Below are 16,393 nucleotides of genomic sequence, written 5' to 3'. Positions count from 1 at the left end.
TTTATAAACAGCCAGAAATAACTGCCTCCAGCTTTCCCTCGTAAGTCCGACCGCGCGGCCAGTCCCGCGCCAGCGCCAGAACCTTCTCGCCGTCGGGCGCGTCCAAAGGCAGCTTATCGAACTCGAACTCCGGGCGCGCCGGCGCCGCCTTCACGCAGGGAACGTAGACTGGAACGTCGACCTGCTGCGTGATCGGCGGCGCGGCGCCGCAGCCGGCCAGCAGAGCAACAGCACCGCAACTTGCGAAATTTCGCAATTTCGAAACATTCATCGGATATCCTTCAGCAGCTGGTTGACGGCCGGCATGGCCTCGGCGCACGTGATCGCGCGAGCCCCCTCCAGCTTGGCCAGCGCGCCGTCGAAGCGGCGCCCGTTCGCCGCGGCGAGCTGCTGAGCGGCAAGGCCGCGCTTCTCGGCTTCCAGCTTTTCCTGGCCCAGCGTGATGATCGCTGCGTTCTGGGTATTGATGCCGGCACGCAGCGCGGCGCTGACACCCTGCTCCGTCTTCAAGTCGGCACGCGCCACGTCTCGATCGTGCGCCGCCAGCCACCATCCGAAGCCAAGGCCGCCACCTGTGACAAGCAGCAGGATGGCCAGCACGATGGCGCCGACCTTCCATAGGCCGCCCGTCACCGCCCCGCCGGCGGCGCCAACCACCTCACCGAGCGCGCTCATGGCCGCACTGGCACGATGCCCGGCCGCGTGCCGTGCTTATCGATCGTCAGCACTCGGTTGATGGGGTTGGCCTGCTTGCCGCGACCAACATGCACCCAGGTCAACTCGTTGATCATCTGCTCGATGCCGAATTCTGCCATCTTCGGCAGCAGCGCCTGGCAGACCTCGATGGGTGACATGCCTGCGGTCTTGAAGTCGGCAGCCTTGCCCTTGACGTGATCGCTCGTATCCGAGCTGCCCGCGGCGCGATTTACCGCCAGCGACCGGTAGCCGCTGATGTCGGACATCGGCGTGTCGCGGCCGCGCAGCGTGGATAGGTAGTCCCGGATGCGCTGCAGCATGGCGGCCGTCAGCCGCAGCTCTTCGATGATGGCCGGGGTCAGCGTGTTGTCCAGGCCGAGCAGCGCGGCTTTATCCGAATGGGTCAGCTCGGCCAATGTGAAGTTCTTAGCGAGGTTCACAGGGCACCTCGCGCATCACGGACCACAGCAGCAGCGTCCTGCACCATCTCGCCCAGGTCCTTGTCTTTGCGGCGATCAAGCCAACGGACCAGGCCGCCGATAACCCACCAGGCAGGCAGCCCGGCGGCGACTAGCAGCGGGCCGGCCACGAACAGCACGCCCAATGCCGGGTCGGCGCCATACAGCGCAGCGACGGCTTTGGCGGAATCGAACAGCGACGGCCACCAGCTGTGCACGGCGATCACCAGGAACGGGCCAGCGATGCCGGAGGTGGCGATGGTGCACATGAGGCGCATGAACGCTTCCTTCAGCGTCTTCGGCCACATGAACAGGAAGGCGAACGCGGTCGCCGCGGCGCCGGCCAGCACAGGGACGCCGAAGATTTTAATCAGCGCGGCACCGCCGGCTGTGGTGGTTTCAATTGGCATGGTAGCTTTCATGGTGGGCGAGTTGGGTAGGGTTATTCGGCCGGGTTCTTCCGGACCAGCGCGCCGTCGACCAGGTCGTAGTCCTCGGCGCGCTTGCCGGCCGGGACCTCGATGTCGAGCAGGGTGCAGGCACCGACCACGGTGAAGGGAATCTCGGCGCCATCGCACAGCACACGGTCGGCCAGCAGTTCGGCCGAGGCGAATGGGCCGAACAGGCCCGCGTTTTGGGTAACAACGATCATGCGATCCTCACTTGTTCAAGGGTTAGAACTGCGTCAGTGCCGTACGACAGGGGAATCCAGAGCGTCGATTGGTCCGGGCCTTTCGCGCCGTTGGCGGGGTCGTTTATCAGCGCCGGGCTGGTGCGCATAGTGCCCAGGTCCAGCAGGTCGCCGGAGTACAGCGCCGGCTTGCTGCCGTCGCCCAAGGTGCACAAGCTGAAGGCGCCGAACTTGCTCAGTACCGACCGATGCAGCGCATCCTTCGGATAGATGGCTAACGGCGCAATGGCGGCCGCCACGTTGGTAGGCCCCATGCGGGCGGCCCTATAGGCGAGAAACAGTACGTTGCTGACGGAGAATGAATACAACTCGATACCCTTGGAGGTCGAGATCATCCAAACAGGGAAGACCGTGGTGCTGATGCCATCCCAATTGTTGCCGACAGGGGCCACAACCTGTGCAGCAGGCGAGTTGCGGGGCACTATCGAGCTGAGCAAGACCGGCGCGCCAGTGCCACTGTCCGACAGGCCCGCAAACTCCGTGACAAAGCCGCCAGCTGCATCCGTCCCAGTGACTGCCGTCACCAAATTGAAATTGAACTGCTGCGACTGGATTGCTGAGATAGTAGTGACTAGCGACGAGACGACGGTCGACGCAGACAATGCCGGCGTGGTCGATGTAAAGCTGAGCGCGGCCCCCCTGGCACTGGTGTTGATGAATGTGATCAGATAGCGCCCCAGCGCCGTCAACCTAATCGTGATCCCTGAAATGCTCGTGACGGCGGCAGTCGTGGCGGCGCCCGCCGTGAGCGTGGCACCTGAGACCGTATAGACGGTGATCGTCATAGTGCTGGTGGTCGAGGTCAACGCCGCGAAGCCCAATGCCGCGCCGCTGCCTGTGATAGCGAAGATGGCCGGCGCGGCGGTACCGGTCACACCGGTCAGTTCTGTCCCCGGAGCGCTGACCGTGGTACCGGAAATCGTCCGCCCCTGAAGGCGCAATGAATTGCTGGCGGCGAGGTAGGCGATGACGTAAGTTGTGCCGACGATCAGGATGTCTAATAGGCGCACAGCGGCGACTCCGAACCCGGTGGTTTGCGCTGTGCCGGGCGCAATGCTTGCACCAGTCATCGTCAGCACTACGGCTTGCGCGGTGACCGTGTTTTCCGGGCACGAGACAACCAGCACGGTATCGGTGCCGATCAGCGCAGCTACCACGTTGTCGATGCTGCCGGCACCGGCCCAAGCGGTGCGAATCAGCGTCAGCGCGCCCCAGACATTAGTTGTTTGGTTGTAGACCACGGCATGCATGCTGATGCCATGTGCGATAAAAAGGAGGCGATCTGCATCGAGCGGTACCACGCGGACGAAAGCGCCGTTTGCTCCAGCGAGGCGCGAGCTGGCCGTCCCCTGAAAGCGGACCGGCTTACCAACTGGCGATGCTTCCGGGAATAGCCATTCGCCAGGCGAGGTGGTATCGAGCAGGTGAGCGGGCGTCGTCTTGCCGGGCGGCAGAAACGCCATCACCGCACCATTTTCGTCCTTGATACCCATGTCGCAGGAATAGCCTGTATCGCTGACATTGGCCAGCGTGAAGACGTTGGCGCCCGCGACCATGTTATAGGGGTCGATGAGCTGGAACGAAACACCCGAGGCGGCCGAGGCCTCTTGCATAACGGAACCGCCAGACGATACTGCGATGTCTCCAGTTGCGCCTTGGGTACGGGTCAGCCCCCCGGTCGTCCCGGATTGATACGTCGGTCCGCTGATCGTGATGGTCCATGCAGCGCTGGTGCCGCCGCCTTGGAACTGCTCAACCTGCATCGACAATGCACCGGTAGCGATGTCATACGTGATCACAAATCCATCCATGCGATTGCCAGGCGATGCGGTGATGGCTCGGCGAATCGGCATGCCTGGGCGGAACCCCTTCCCGGCCTGGATGATCATGTTTTTTACCCCAGGCCCGACGTTGGTCGACGTGGTGCTGGTCGCCACTAGGTCGACGGCCGCCACGCTGGTGACGGCCGCCGTCATCGCCTGGTTGGCCGACGTAGCTGCAGCCGCAGCCGAACTGGCGGAATCGTTAGCCAAACCAAATGCGGCCATAGCGTTGCCATAGACGTTGACGGCCAGCGCGTAGAACTGCGCAACGACAAGCGTCAGCCAGGTAACGAAAGCGTCGACGCGATCCGAGAAGGTATCCGGGTCGCCGCGCTGCGGCGGCGGCGCTGGCGCCGGATCGATTGGAGTGGGATTAGTGATAGTCATTTAAATGAGTCCTTCTGAAGTGATGGAAACTTCGCTCGTCTCCGGCGTCTTGTAGACCACCTCGCCGCTGATCAGCCCGAAGTTGTTCAGTCCGGAGTAGTCTGGATTGCTGCTGCAGGACATCAGGCAAGGGATGTCCAGCGCGCTGGCAAGAATGGCTTGCACCAAGCGAGCCTCGCCGCTGTCGATCACGGCGCTGGCGGTTACATCGGTGGCCGCTTTGCCCCTCCGGATGGTTGCCTTGCCATAGGCGTCGATGTCCACATAACTGTAGGTCTTGGGCTTGGCCTTGGCTCCCTGCTGTGTACGGCCCAAACGCTGTAGAAGACCAAAGGCCAACAACCCACACAGCACAGTGCCGCTTACGCCATTGGTCAACGTCACTGTCAGTTCCATTTGCAGGTACGCCGGAATGCCGGCAAGGACTTTGCTTTTCAGGAACGAGAAGCCGCTGAAGAAATACGGGTAGTAGTCGGCTGGCTTCGATGCTTCCAGCGTGCCATCGAAGGTAAAGATCACGTTGCCACCTGGCGTGTCACGCGCCACCACTGAGAGGTCTGCAGCCTGCATGCCGCCCAAGTAGATGGTGTTGATGGCACCCGGCATGATCACGACGGTGATGGACCCGGATCCGGTCGATTGCGAGCTCACCTCGTTATCGAACATCGCCATCCGATTCGTCGGGCCGACGTCTAGCCAGTACACGACGGTGCCGAACTGATTGACCGGATCGGTGGGAGGATGGCCGGTGTTCGCCGTCGCAAATTGACTTTCGTAAATGCGGTGTTCCGCAATGCACCGATCGCCTAAGGCGTAGGCATGCGCGTTGTCATATACGGGATAGTCCGCTTCAGGCAGCGTGCTGCTGATCAGCATGCTGTCGGTGACGGGGACTGGTACCATGATGCTCAGAATTGCTGTCATACTTGCACCGTGCGGAATGGACGGCCCTTCTGGGCGGAATCGAGGGTATCGGCGGCTGCGCCGGTGTTCGCGGCGATGGCCGCCAACGTCGCCTGCTGCGCTTCGATCAGATCGTTCTGCCGCTTGATCTGGTCCAGCAGAACGGCATTGTTTTGCCCCGGGTTGGTCGCACGTGCCATCAGCGCCATCAACTGGCGGTTATCAGCGGCAGGGATAATCCGCTCGTCTTCGTGGATATATGCCGGCATGTTGTACGGCACGCGATTGGTCCCGACCGCGAAACCGCGCAGTTTCTTGTACTCGTCCGAGTGCAGGAAGGCTTGGCGGATATCTTCAAAGCTGGTACCACTGGCCAGCGCGTCAGTCCAGAATTTCAAACCATCGTCCTCGCTGTGACGGCCAAGGATGGCACCGTACAATTCCTCTACCGTAGTAGCGCTGGCACCCAGGTTGCTACTCGTAGCCGCATCGTTGCTTTTATCGATCGCCGTTGCGTTTGCTTTTAGACCGGCAACCGCTGCGGCAAAGGCCGCCATCGAATCCTTAAGGCTGAGCACCGAATTGTTGATGCCCTTCAGCGCATCGAGCTGCGCAGTATCGTTGGCAAGCTGCTGGTCAAGACCGTCCAGCTCGGCTTGGTTATTCAGTTGCAACTGCGCGAGCTGGGCCTCGCCCGATTTCTGGATAGCCTCGATAGTGTCTTCCAGCGTTTGGACGGTTTTCTGTGCATAGTCGATCTGGCCGCCAGCCGCATCGCGTAGCGCCGCCAGCGCGTTGTTGGTGCGCGCCTGATCGCGGGCGTATTCCTCAAAGGTGCCGAAGAGCCGCGTGTTGCCTTGGCCGTTGATCGTGCCAATAGCATCGGTCAGGGCCTTGTTGTCGGTGAGATTCGACGGGTTTGCCACGTTGGCATTGATCACGCCTTGAGCGGCGCGACGTCGCGCCAACGTCGCCGCATCGGACTCGATCTGTGTGGACGACAACGCCGAGTCCAGCGCGTTGAACACGGTTTGCAGCGCCGATACCTGAGTTTGTGCCGCCTGCAGACTGGCCTGCGCACTATCCACGGAAGCCTGCGCCGCATCACGGATCGCGGCGGCCTGCGCTGCGTAGGCAGCGTTTATACGCTCCTTCTCGGCGTTGATCGAGTTCGTCAGGCCAGTCAGCGCGCTGTTAGCCACGGTCACCAGAGAGTCGTATGCCTTTTTGGCATCCTGCGCCGCGTAGACCTGGGCCTGCGTGATCCGTGCCTGGTCAGATAGTAGCGCTGCCAGCGCGTCGGTCCGCGTCGCGGCCAGCGAACCCTCGGCGTTGCCTAGCGCCTCCATTAACTGTATATCGAGCTGGCGCTGCTGCTGGAGTTGCGCGGCCTTGTCAACCTGTGGGGTGACAAGTGCAAAGGCTTCTTGCAGATCCATCAACGAATTAAATGTCTTCACTTGGCTTTCGTTAGTGAGATCCAATCCGTTGATTAAGTCTTTAAATCCATCCCTTGTAGTTGGAGCAGCAATATTTAAATCAGAAAATGCCTTTGACAATGATTGAATTACAGGAGCCTGTTGTTCGGCTTGAGTAAGATAATTATTAGAATAGCTGCTGATTTTTGAAGACAGCGCATCCAGCCCACCGGACAAGTTCACAAACTGTTCGCGCGCCGCAATCGAAGATAACCCCGCAGAACCAAAAGCCTCCGTTGCGGTTTTACCCAGAAGACTGGCTATCGTGTTGGTGGCACTGAAATCAGCGCTCACACGCTTGAGAGCTTCTCCTGCACTCTCGCCATACTTCGAAAAATCCGCCAAGTTGGGGATAAGCTTGACTGCGAGATCAGAGCTTATTTGATCAATGAATTTTGTAACGTTTCCGATATTTGTGCTTTGATCCTTCGCGATAGCTGCATCGATATCAGCTTGGCTTTTATTATCAGATCTAGCCTTACGTTCCTCTTCGCTGGTAAGTTTAATGTCGAATGGTTTTGAATAACTATCCAATACACTGGTATCGATCCCCAAGGTTTTACCAAAGCCTTGCGTAAATGTCTTGGAATCAAGGAATGCGGAAAGAAGGGAGTTCTTAAAACTATCATTCAGCTCAACGGTTTGCTCGGTATGTTTATCGCTGCGGAACCATCCGCCTTTCTCCAGAATCTGGATAAACGATTCACCGGTAACGCCGGAGGACGATATATTCCCCCTGATACCCTCCCCTTCGATTGTTGGCGATTGGCGACCGAATGCCTTCGCCCATAGAGAACTGCCGGATAGCAGCGATGCGGTGCGGCCATCCAGACCCAGCTTTTGCAGCAGCGAATCGGCGGCGCCGATACCAACCGTAGCGGTGGCGCCGATCGGCCCCAGGAAGTTGCCCTTCAGAGTGCTGGCCAGAAGCTCCTTGGTGATGTCGCCGCGCTGGCCGTCGATCTTGTAGCCCTGTTTGTAGAAGCTGTCGTTGGCCATCATGCCGGCGATGATCCAGCCGATGATCGGAACTGCCGAGGCGGCGCTGGCGCCGGCAGTCAGCCCCCCTCCTACTGCTGTTCCGGTGCCGCCATATGCTGCTGCAGCCGTCGCAGCCTGGCCGGTGGTCAGCGTCATGCCGGTGCCGAAGGCGGATACCGCGGAAGATCCGAACAGGTTCCCCAGCCCGGCGATCTGCGTGCCGAGAGAACTCGCGATACCAGCACTGAAACCGGAATAGATCGATTTTCCGACGCTGAACAGGTTCGCGGCCGTGCCGAACAGACTTGAACCACCGCCGCTAGCGCCGCCGCTTAGCGCGCTGGTGATGGCGCCGAATCCATCGCTGCTGACGTTGGCCTTGACGTTGATGATGAACTGCTTGACGGTGAGCTGGTAGAGCAGGTCCAACAGGCCGGATTTCAGGCTGTCGCTCAAGCGATCGAGCATGGACTTGCCGCCTTCCCCGATGTGGGTGAAAGCCTCCTGTGCGGCGCTATCGATCGAGGACCAGAACGTCTTGTAGGCATCTAGGTTAGCAGCCTTGCGGACGCCCTCGATCTGGGCGACGTTCAGCTCACGCATGCGCTGCGCAGTCGTACGTAGCACTTCCGCCTCTTCCTCGCGGCCCAGGATCGTATCGAGAATTTCCGCCTTGACCTCCAGGCGGTTGGCCTTTTCCTCGACCAACTGGGTGTTGAGTGTTTCGAGCTGCTTGGCATTCAGGCCGAGCGCCGCATTCTGGTCCTTCTGTGCCTGCAGTTGCTGCTCCACCGCTTCCAGTTCGTTGCGGCGGGAGTCGTATAACTGGTTGAATGATTCAATGGCCGTATGCGTGTTCTGCACGTCGAGGACGAACAGATCTTTTTGCAATTGGGCTTGGCGGTTCAGGATCTGCTGATCTTTCGCGGCGATCTCACCGCGCACGTTGGCCAGGCGCTCCTGCTGCGCGGCGCGGCCATCTTCGCTCACCACCTCCTGGGCCAGCAGGGCAAGCCGTTGCTGCGCGCGCGACTTCTCGCGCGTCAGCGCCGCCTCGTCCGCATCGGAGACCGCCTTCATGTAGGCTTCCTTGGAATCCTGCGCCTTATTTAGCCCGGCCTCATCGCGGCCCTGCAGGATGAGAAGATCTCGCTTCGCCTGTTCCTCCTGGATGACGCCCAGGCGCTGGATATCGGCGATGCGCTTCTGGATTCCCTCGTTTTCCAGCGCCGCATAGGTTTGGCGGATCTGCGCGATGCGATCCTGTACGCGCTGTTCGGTAGCGGCCGGGTCTTCGCCGCGCTGGGCGGCCTGCTGGCCAAGGGCGCGCGCCGCCGCGATATCCTTCTCCATCTTGGCGCGGCGCGACAGATATTGCTCGCCCTGCTGCTCGAACTTGATCGCGGCATCGCGGCTCTTCGCATCCTCGGCCTGATATTGCGCCGTCAGATCGCCGACCTTCTTGATGTTCAGCAGGCGGTCCAGATTGCGCTGTGCCTCGTCGCGGTCCGAGTTGCGCTCGGACTGGGTGCCGATGGATGAGAAGCGCGCCAGTTGGGCGGCCTTTAGCGCCTCCTGCGCACGCTTGATCTTGTCGTCAATCGTGTCTTCGCGGCCGACGTTGAGCATGAAATCCCATGCACCCTTGGCGGCGGCGCCGGTGGCGTTCCATGCCCGCTCCAGGATGCCGAGCGACGCGGCCACCTGTTTGTTTTTGCTATCCATCGCATCGGCATAGGCGACCTGCGCGATCTTGGCGGCTTCGGACATGCGCTGCTGGTCCTGCAACGCCTTGATCTGCTTGTAGGTGGCCAGCGTGAGATAATTGTATTGATCGTTGAGCTTGAGCGTGGCCTGAAGCGGATCTTTGCCCAGGTCGGCGAACGCCTTTACCGTGTCCTCGACCGCGATGACCAGATATTTCTGCGATTCCACCGCAGTGATCGACGCCTTCAGCAGCTGGTCGGCGGCCACTTTTCCGGTGCCGGCCAACTGCGCCAGCGCCTCGGCATTAGCTCCCTGCGTGCCGGCGACGTCCGACGCCTGCTTCGCCATGCCGGCCAGTTGGCTGGTGGTGGTCCCGGCGGCGTTGCCGGTCAGGATGATGGACTTGCGGAAGGCGTCGGCCTCCTTGCTACCCTGGTTGTATGCCAAGGCCAGCACGCCGACGGCGACGGCGGCAATGGTCAGCGGCGAAACCAGGCTGAGAACATAGCCCCCCAGAGCGCGCGCGGCGCCTCCCGCGGAACCAAACATATCGCGCAGCTGGCCACCCTGCTGAAGGAAGACGGTCAGCGGCGCCTGACCACCTTGAATAGATGTCACGATGTCGGTCAGTTGCGCTGGCACGCCACGCAGATTGGCCGCGAGCTGGGCGGCCGACTGGGATTGCGTGTTGAAGGCCTGGCCGCTGCGCAGCGCGGCGGTGGCGGCTTCCTGCTGGCGAGTGCGTACCTGTTCGAGTTGATCCAGATACGGGCGAAGCGCGTTCAGGTTCGCGCCGCGCTGATTGGCCAGAGATTCGAAGTAGGAGCGCGTATTGCGCTCGCCGGCCTCGGTGGCGGCCGTGACGCGCTGAATGCTGCCCTGAATCGAACGGGTGGCGCCATCAACGCGTATTGCAGCGGAACCCGCGCCAGTGCCGATGTTCTCCACCGCCGCGGCGCCTGTACGGCCCAAGGTGCTGAGCGAGCGGCCGGTGCGCTCGACAGTGGCCTCCATCCGGTTCAAACCAGCATCGACACCGCTTGAATCTATAGCCAAGCCGATTGAGGCGGTGCCGATTTGATCTGACATATCACTTCTCCTTTTTACTGCTCTCGCATCGTCGCCAGTGCGACCCGCTCCATGATCTGCAGGTCCTGCATGCGACGCTCGTACTCGTCCGGATCGAGGTTGGCCCGGTCAAGCTTGTGGTGGACGACCATGTAGTTCAGGCCCGTCGGGCCGTTCCCGCCAAACATCCACTGCGTCCCCACGTAGAGGAACAGGTCGAAGGCCGGGATGTTGTCGTCGAAGACTTCCACCGCCGCGAAGTCGGAAGGTAAAAGCCCCAGACCCGCCAGCTGTTGGGCCGACGGCTGGGGCGTATACATTTCCCGCGCGACGGCTTCTAGTTTTTTCGGCGGACCTCCAGCAGGGCTGCCTGGTACATGTTCTGGATGTCCATGAGCGCACCAGGGAAGTCAGATTCCAGCTCCATCAGCTTGTCGACCGTGAAGGGGTCGTCGATGTCCCAGCCGGTGGCGATTTCCAGCACGCTCTCGGCGGCTTCCTTCGAAGCCTTGGTGAAGCCCTCGGCGGCGCTTTTCTGCACCGGCGCGGCGCCGTCGGCGATGGCGGCGGCTTGCGCTGCCTCCTGCGCGTTCAGCATGTTCTCGGCGGCCACTCGCTCGTCCAGCAGCTCGGCGAATTCCAGCCGGGAGCGGTATTTGTAGGTGATCACCAGGACATCGGCGACACCGTCCATGGTGACCAGTGGGATGTCGCGGGTGAAGTTTTTCGGGTTCTTGCCGAGTTTGATGGCCATGATGTTTTCTCTATTTTTTGGGTGTAAAAAAGCAGCCGGGGAATTGCTCCTCGGCTGCGTAAAACCCGCATTGCGACGGGCAAGGCGACAGTGGTGGTTAGGATGCGTAGCGGACCGGCTTGCCTTGCAGCGCGCAGCCGGCCTTGACCTGCATGACGTTGCCCTTGGACATGCTTGGGGTCTCGTCAAAGGCGAAAATGCCGTTGTAGTAGATGAAGCCGCCCTGCGGCATCGACGCGCGCAGGCCGGTGGTCAGGCGCGACTCGGCCGCGGCCTTCACTGCCTGGTAGCCGGCCAGGGTCGGATCGTCGGCGATGTTGATGGCCAGCGATTGCGCGGATGTGGTGGTCGGGATCTGGCGATCGTAGTCGTCCTCCTGGAAGGAGTAGGTCGCGTACTGCGGGTCGCCGCCCGAACTGGTCGCATCCATGATCTGTTGGATCGAGGTCCAGGTATTGACCTTGCGGATGGTGCCGGTGCCGCTGGCCGCAGGGAATCGCACAGTGCTGGTGGTGTCGAAACCTTCCAGCACGACGGTGCCGCCGGCCGGCGACTTCACGCGGAACAGCCGCGCATTGGCGCGCGACCAGCCGGAGGTGAATTCGACGATGTCGCCGGCGGCCAGCGTGTTGGTAACGGTCAGCACGCATTCAGCCGCGTTGCTGGCGGCGGTCACCGTCAGAGCGGACGCATAGGCCACAGCCAGCGCCCAGGTGATGCCATTGGGGAGTGCTACACTCATAAGAGTTCCTTTCGATGGGCGAAAAAATAGCCGCTCGCGGCGGCTGGTTGATGGCACCCGTGAAGGGCCAGAAAGCAAAAGGCCCGCGATGGCGGGCCTGGGTGTTTTGAGTCTCTATTTATGCTGGGATGTCCGCCCAGCAGCTGAAGAACTGATACGTCCCGTGGCGCTTGGTTACCTCGTCCACGCGGGTAAATCTCTGGGTCAGCACGGTGGTGCTCAATTCCACCCTGCCGCGCAGTGCGGTCTCGGCCTGCTGCGCCAGCAGCGCGGTCTGCATGACGGTCTTGGACCAGACGTTGATCTGCAGCCGGCCATTGCCCTTGCTCGGCTGGCTGCCGTCCACGAAGTTCACCGGCTGACCGCCGCCTATGCTCCACGTGATGTAAGGCGCGTCGCCGACGCCGTCGGGCGCGACGCCCGGGTAGACACGATCGGCCACCAGGCCGCGCAGTGTGTCGAAGATCAGCGTTTCCATGGTCATGATTGCCTCTGCAGCGTCAACAGCTTCGCGCCCATCTCGATCTTTGCCGTCTGGTAGGCCTGGGGCAGCACCGACAGCGACGCGCCGAGGAATGAGTGTGCCGGCGCGTTCACGGTGCCGAATTCGACCATGTGACCATACGGCGCCTTGATATGGTTCCAGCTGATCCGGTACTCTTTGCGGTCGTCGCCGGACTTCTCGGGCGAGTAGACGCGATAGATCGACGCGCGCAGGTTGCCCGGCAGGAACGTGTAGGTCACGCCGGTGCGTTTCGAATTGCGGCCGTAGAAGATATGCGCCTCTTCCGAGACCGGCGCCAGCATGCGCGCGTGGTCGTACAGCACCTTGGCGCCGGCGGCCACACCGGACATCGCCACTTCCTCCTTGACGGCGACGCCGAAGTCGCGGATGTCCTGTCGCAGCGTGACCAGCTGCGACAGGTCGACCGTGAAGCCGCCGCTCACGAAGTCACCTTGACGGTGATCAGTTTCAGCGTACGGTCGTTCCTGCTCAGCACCGCCTTGACGTCGTACATCACCGATTTATAAGAAACCAGCAGCTTCGCCGGCAGGTCGCCGCGTGCGCGGATCAGCATTTCGGTCCGGGTGACGCTTTCCAGCTGGTCAGCGGCCACTGTCGCGTCGCCGCCGATGTCGATCACCTCGGCCCACACCTTGTCGAACTCCACCGGATCGAGCAGCGGCTGGCCGGCGGCGTCTTGGCCGGTTGGCGGCATCATCAGCGTGATGCGCTTGTTCAGGCGGGAGGACAGGCTCATCCGTAGGTCCTGCAGCGGTCGAGCAGCCCGTCAACGAATTTCGACTGCACCGTATCGCGCTCCAGACGCGTGGCAGGGTCGAATTGCTCCGCCAGCTTTGCCAGGATGTACAGCTGCACCTCTTCCGGCGTCGCTTCGGGATCGTCGCCATAGCCGCACTGCACGGCCACCACCACGGCCGCATCATCCTCCGCCGTCGCCGGCCAGCTGGCGCCGCGCGCGGGCGACAGCTTGCTGGCGTAGCGGCCACTGTTTAGCCGATATTCCTCCGGCGCCAGCGTCTGCGTGGCGCCGTCGACGTCGATGTATTGCACGGAGGTGACGTCGAGCACCGGATGCGGCAGGCTGATCTCGTTGTCCTGCAGGCGTGGCGCGGGCTGGCCGATGGCCCAGCATGGAACGCCGGGGAATGCCGGCAGGCGCACCTCCCACGTCTGCTCCATCATGCACTGGCCGACTTCGTGCTCCAACTGGGCGATGACGCCCTTGGTCCACGTGGTCACCAGTGCGTCCATGTCGGCGCCATCGATGCGCAGGGCCGACTTGGCGGCGTCCAGCGTGACGGCGAGGACGGTTGGCGCGACGGTGCGGATCTTGGTCATGCTGGACTCCAGTTAGCATTCGGCAGGTTGGTGCCAGTTTCAATGATAAAAATTTTCAGTCCATTCCCAAAAGAATGACCATCAGAAAATATGTGTTTAAATAGACCACCAAATTGGAGAGACAAGATGAAAATGCCTTCGCTTAAGATGCGCAAGCACAAATACCCTTCACTGGGGTTTTGCATTTTTTGCCTCAAGCCTCCAAGCGATGACCCGTTGTCAGCCCTCACTATTGAGCATATCGTCACAAAAACACTCGGCGGGACGCTGTTATTCCTCGGTGGAACATGTACTCGATGTGCCCGATTTGGTAATCAACGCTTTGAGCAACTAGCTATCAACACAGACTTCCTTGTCATCAGGAACCTCATCCGACTCACAAACAAAGCTCCGTCGCGCAGCTTCCCGCCGATCTATTACGGAAACCAAGTTGTTCCGGCAACGCTGGCCACTTTCCCGAAGGTGATTAGCATGTTCGTTCCGCCCGTCGCTGGAAAACTGCGGGGCATTGACGTCGGTGACGGCGTGTCGAACTTTCGGTTTATATTTATCAACATCACCCGCTACTACCCTCAGTCAGTCAGAATTTCAGAGCGGCAGGAGTACACAACATCGGGCGAACCCACTTCATTCGGATTGGCACTCGCCAAGGCCGCGTACTGCTTCGCGGTTGGTGAGTTTGGGATCGACGGGTTTGATGGAACTGAAATTCGCCAACTCCTAAACGGAGAGCGCATTGACGTCTACAACTTTGTAGGTGAGCCAGTAGCGAAAGAGCGCATGGATGGACAAGACCTCCATCAGCTATTGCCACGATACCGCGATGGTGGAGTTCTTACGATACTGGTACATCTTTTTGCCTCTTACGGCGTTCCGCCCTACGAAGTAGTGATGGGGAAATTTACGCCACCTGGAAGCTAAAAATTCGCCTTATAAGCGTCCATGCCGACAGCACCCTTTTTGTGCGAACAGGCAGCCGGGTGAACCAGGTCGATGGTGTCGGCGCCCTGCACTGCGATGCCTGCAGCCTTGGCTATCGTCCAGCCGAAGCTGACATCGACTCGCCATGTGCCGTTGCCCAGGTCGGTGACAAACTTGATGCTGCGGCCGCTGACGCTGGTGGCAATGTTCGCGCCCCAGCCGAGCGGATCCAGAATCAAACCCACGTCGGCCGGCGGCGGTGCGCTCAGGATGATGAAGCCCTGATTCGCCGGGTAGTCGACAGCGATCGTGGTGCTGAACGGATTGACCGGCCAGCGGGTCACGTCGCCGACGGCGCTGAAATATGGCCGGATGTCAATCACACCATCTACTGTGCCGTCTGCGCGGTCCAGCAGCAGCTTGTCCGCCAGCTGCTGCTGGCCGCTGCCAATCGGAAGCGATGGCGTTTGCCCCGCAACCGAGGTGAGGCCGTCAGTCGTTGCGGATGCCTTACAGATGACCAGAGACTGGTGAATCGGGATGCCCGGGAACTCGGCGCGCAGCAGTGCGATGTATGCCTTGAACTTCACCAGCAGATTTGCGTAGGTGGTGCCGCCGGAGCCCCAGCCGTTCGTACTGGCCTGGTCGACGATGAAGTCGAACGGGATGGTCGGGAACAGGTGAATCAGGTCCAACTTCTTGGCGACCGCGACACGACCGGTATCCACCCAGTAGCCGGGGCTGGAACCGGGAATGCACATATTGGCAAAATACAACTCGTCGTTCATCGCCATGCCGCGATTCAGCCAGCCAGAGACGCCATCGGTTTGGGTGTAGGCCGACTCATTCGCATCGAACCCGACGCTGTCGCCCCAGCCCATGCCCGCCTTGTTCGGATTGCCCTTGCACGTAATCATGCTCGGACCCCAGTTACTAGCGCTGCCGTTGGCGCCGGTGGCGGGCAGCGTGCCCGAAGTCAGTTTGCTGGCCTGCGAAGTCACCGCGGATCCGACCGAACCCTCCAGGGTCGAGCTTGGGCCGAAGTTGTAGACTCCTGGCACCGCGCCGCCGGAAGGGGTGGCGAAGGCCTGGCCGATCCAGATGTGTCGGCCCGCTGGAATCACATCTTTGGCAACGTTGAAGTCGGTGATGAAACCGACGGAATTGACCGTAGGGTCGATCGTAAAGGCCGCCGTACTGCCTGCGACCGAACCAAGCACCCGCGTTGCCGCGTTGACGTCCTTGGTGGCGCTGTACATGATCGACCAGCCCTCGAACGTGAGATTGTTCGGGGCATTGATTTCGAGATTCGATGCGTTGGTGTAGTGCGTCGGGTACACCGCGCGAAAGTCGTACGGCGAAAACAGGCAGAAGCCGAGGTACAGCCAGTTCATCTGCTTGATGGCGGTACCCAGCGTGGCCGACGCCACCGGGGAGCGCGTGCGATTGCCAACCACGCGATCCTTCCCCATGTTCAGGATCGATTGATAGGCGCCGCCGATCTTCAAGCAAGCCTGAGCGACGGCCGTATAGACGCCGGTCTTCTTCGTGAACAGCGCTACCGGCGCGGCGTAGGCGCCGGCCTTCTTCGTAGTGAGCCCGGCCATGGCTTAGGAGGCAGTCTGGATGTACAGAGTGCCGTCAGGGCGGCCATCGCCATTGTCTGGCGCAGCGCTCGAAATGACGACCACGCGCGCACCGTTGGCATCGGCGATGCCGGTTACGGCGCCAGCGCCATCCTTGACCACCGATGCGCGGGAATACTGGGTCGGGGGAGTCGGCGGCACATACGCTACGCCGCCGGTCAGATCGGTCGACGCGATCTTTGCGGTGACCAGGCCCGCCTCGGTGCCGGCATCGAGCGTGACGATGGCGTTCTGCGGATAGTTCGAATAGGCGCACAGCAGGCGGATGGTCATG

At 61.1% G+C, this 16,393-nt stretch carries 18 protein-coding genes; 1 reads left to right on the top strand and 17 read right to left on the bottom strand.

Annotation, left to right across the window (positions count from 1 at the left end; translation table 11 throughout):
* Window position 1: 1 nt before the first annotated feature.
* The 15 genes from ACEN9F_RS30680 to ACEN9F_RS30610 form a co-directional block, all read right to left on the bottom strand.
* Window positions 2–271 (bottom strand): hypothetical protein, encoded by a 270-nt coding sequence (locus ACEN9F_RS30680; RefSeq protein WP_413426427.1) that lies wholly within the window; start codon window positions 269–271, stop codon window positions 2–4.
* A complete protein-coding gene (locus ACEN9F_RS30675) occupies window positions 268–675 on the bottom strand; it encodes a hypothetical protein (RefSeq protein ID WP_413426426.1) in 408 nt (135 codons plus the stop codon). Before ACEN9F_RS30675 ends, ACEN9F_RS30680 begins: the two co-directional genes overlap by 4 nt.
* Window positions 672–1,136 carry a D-Ala-D-Ala carboxypeptidase family metallohydrolase gene (locus ACEN9F_RS30670; RefSeq protein ID WP_413426425.1) on the bottom strand — a complete coding sequence of 155 codons (465 nt, stop codon included), beginning with the start codon at window positions 1,134–1,136 and terminating at the stop codon, window positions 672–674. Before ACEN9F_RS30670 ends, ACEN9F_RS30675 begins: the two co-directional genes overlap by 4 nt.
* Window positions 1,133–1,564: a hypothetical protein gene (locus ACEN9F_RS30665; protein ID WP_413426424.1), complete on the bottom strand. Its 432-nt coding sequence runs from the start codon at window positions 1,562–1,564 to the stop codon at window positions 1,133–1,135. Before ACEN9F_RS30665 ends, ACEN9F_RS30670 begins: the two co-directional genes overlap by 4 nt.
* Window positions 1,565–1,596: 32 nt before the next feature.
* On the bottom strand, window positions 1,597–1,806 hold the full coding sequence (locus ACEN9F_RS30660) for a hypothetical protein (RefSeq protein ID WP_413426423.1): 210 nt from the start codon (window positions 1,804–1,806) through the stop codon (window positions 1,597–1,599).
* Window positions 1,803–4,055: a hypothetical protein gene (locus tag ACEN9F_RS30655; protein ID WP_413426421.1), complete on the bottom strand. Its 2,253-nt coding sequence runs from the start codon at window positions 4,053–4,055 to the stop codon at window positions 1,803–1,805. The genes ACEN9F_RS30660 and ACEN9F_RS30655 overlap by 4 nt, the downstream gene beginning before the upstream one ends.
* Window positions 4,056–4,979 carry a hypothetical protein gene (locus ACEN9F_RS30650; protein WP_413426419.1) on the bottom strand — a complete coding sequence of 308 codons (924 nt, stop codon included), beginning with the start codon at window positions 4,977–4,979 and terminating at the stop codon, window positions 4,056–4,058. It abuts the gene before it with no gap.
* Complete coding sequence (locus ACEN9F_RS30645) at window positions 4,976–10,213, bottom strand: phage tail length tape measure family protein (protein ID WP_413426417.1); 5,238 nt, start codon at window positions 10,211–10,213, stop codon at window positions 4,976–4,978. The genes ACEN9F_RS30650 and ACEN9F_RS30645 overlap by 4 nt, the downstream gene beginning before the upstream one ends.
* A 14-nt stretch (window positions 10,214–10,227) precedes the next feature.
* The gene (locus ACEN9F_RS30640; protein ID WP_413426415.1) at window positions 10,228–10,512 is read right to left on the bottom strand and encodes a DUF1799 domain-containing protein; all 285 of its coding nucleotides are present in this window, start codon (window positions 10,510–10,512) and stop codon (window positions 10,228–10,230) included.
* 17 nt (window positions 10,513–10,529) lie between these two features.
* Complete coding sequence (locus ACEN9F_RS30635; RefSeq protein ID WP_413426413.1) at window positions 10,530–10,946, bottom strand: phage tail assembly chaperone; 417 nt, start codon at window positions 10,944–10,946, stop codon at window positions 10,530–10,532.
* A gap of 97 nt (window positions 10,947–11,043) precedes the next feature.
* Window positions 11,044–11,688, bottom strand: a complete 645-nt coding sequence (locus tag ACEN9F_RS30630; protein WP_413426411.1) for a phage tail protein — start codon at window positions 11,686–11,688, stop codon at window positions 11,044–11,046.
* Window positions 11,689–11,806: 118 nt separating this feature from the next.
* On the bottom strand, window positions 11,807–12,172 hold the full coding sequence (locus ACEN9F_RS30625; RefSeq protein ID WP_413426410.1) for a DUF3168 domain-containing protein: 366 nt from the start codon (window positions 12,170–12,172) through the stop codon (window positions 11,807–11,809).
* Entirely contained in the window at window positions 12,169–12,636 is a 468-nt protein-coding gene (locus ACEN9F_RS30620; protein ID WP_413426408.1) for a hypothetical protein, read from the bottom strand. Before ACEN9F_RS30620 ends, ACEN9F_RS30625 begins: the two co-directional genes overlap by 4 nt.
* The gene (locus tag ACEN9F_RS30615) at window positions 12,633–12,950 is read right to left on the bottom strand and encodes a phage head closure protein (protein ID WP_413426406.1); all 318 of its coding nucleotides are present in this window, start codon (window positions 12,948–12,950) and stop codon (window positions 12,633–12,635) included. The genes ACEN9F_RS30620 and ACEN9F_RS30615 overlap by 4 nt, the downstream gene beginning before the upstream one ends.
* Window positions 12,947–13,552: a hypothetical protein gene (locus ACEN9F_RS30610; RefSeq protein ID WP_413426404.1), complete on the bottom strand. Its 606-nt coding sequence runs from the start codon at window positions 13,550–13,552 to the stop codon at window positions 12,947–12,949. The genes ACEN9F_RS30615 and ACEN9F_RS30610 overlap by 4 nt, the downstream gene beginning before the upstream one ends.
* A 126-nt stretch (window positions 13,553–13,678) precedes the next feature.
* On the opposite strand from ACEN9F_RS30610, the gene ACEN9F_RS30605 reads away from it, so the two are divergent.
* The gene (locus tag ACEN9F_RS30605; protein WP_413426402.1) at window positions 13,679–14,473 is read left to right on the top strand and encodes a hypothetical protein; all 795 of its coding nucleotides are present in this window, start codon (window positions 13,679–13,681) and stop codon (window positions 14,471–14,473) included.
* Here the strand turns inward: ACEN9F_RS30605 and ACEN9F_RS30600 are convergent.
* On the bottom strand, window positions 14,470–16,080 hold the full coding sequence (locus ACEN9F_RS30600) for a hypothetical protein (RefSeq protein WP_413426400.1): 1,611 nt from the start codon (window positions 16,078–16,080) through the stop codon (window positions 14,470–14,472). The genes ACEN9F_RS30605 and ACEN9F_RS30600 overlap by 4 nt on opposite strands.
* A 3-nt stretch (window positions 16,081–16,083) precedes the next feature.
* Window positions 16,084–16,392, bottom strand: coding sequence for a hypothetical protein (locus tag ACEN9F_RS30595; RefSeq protein ID WP_413426398.1), 309 nt, complete (start codon window positions 16,390–16,392; stop codon window positions 16,084–16,086).
* Between the last annotated feature and the right edge of the window lies 1 nt (window position 16,393).

The sequence above is a fragment of the Duganella sp. CT11-25 genome (assembly GCF_047302815.1).
Lineage (GTDB): Bacteria > Pseudomonadota > Gammaproteobacteria > Burkholderiales > Burkholderiaceae_D > Rugamonas.
This window is presented reverse-complemented; position numbering and strand designations above follow the sequence as displayed.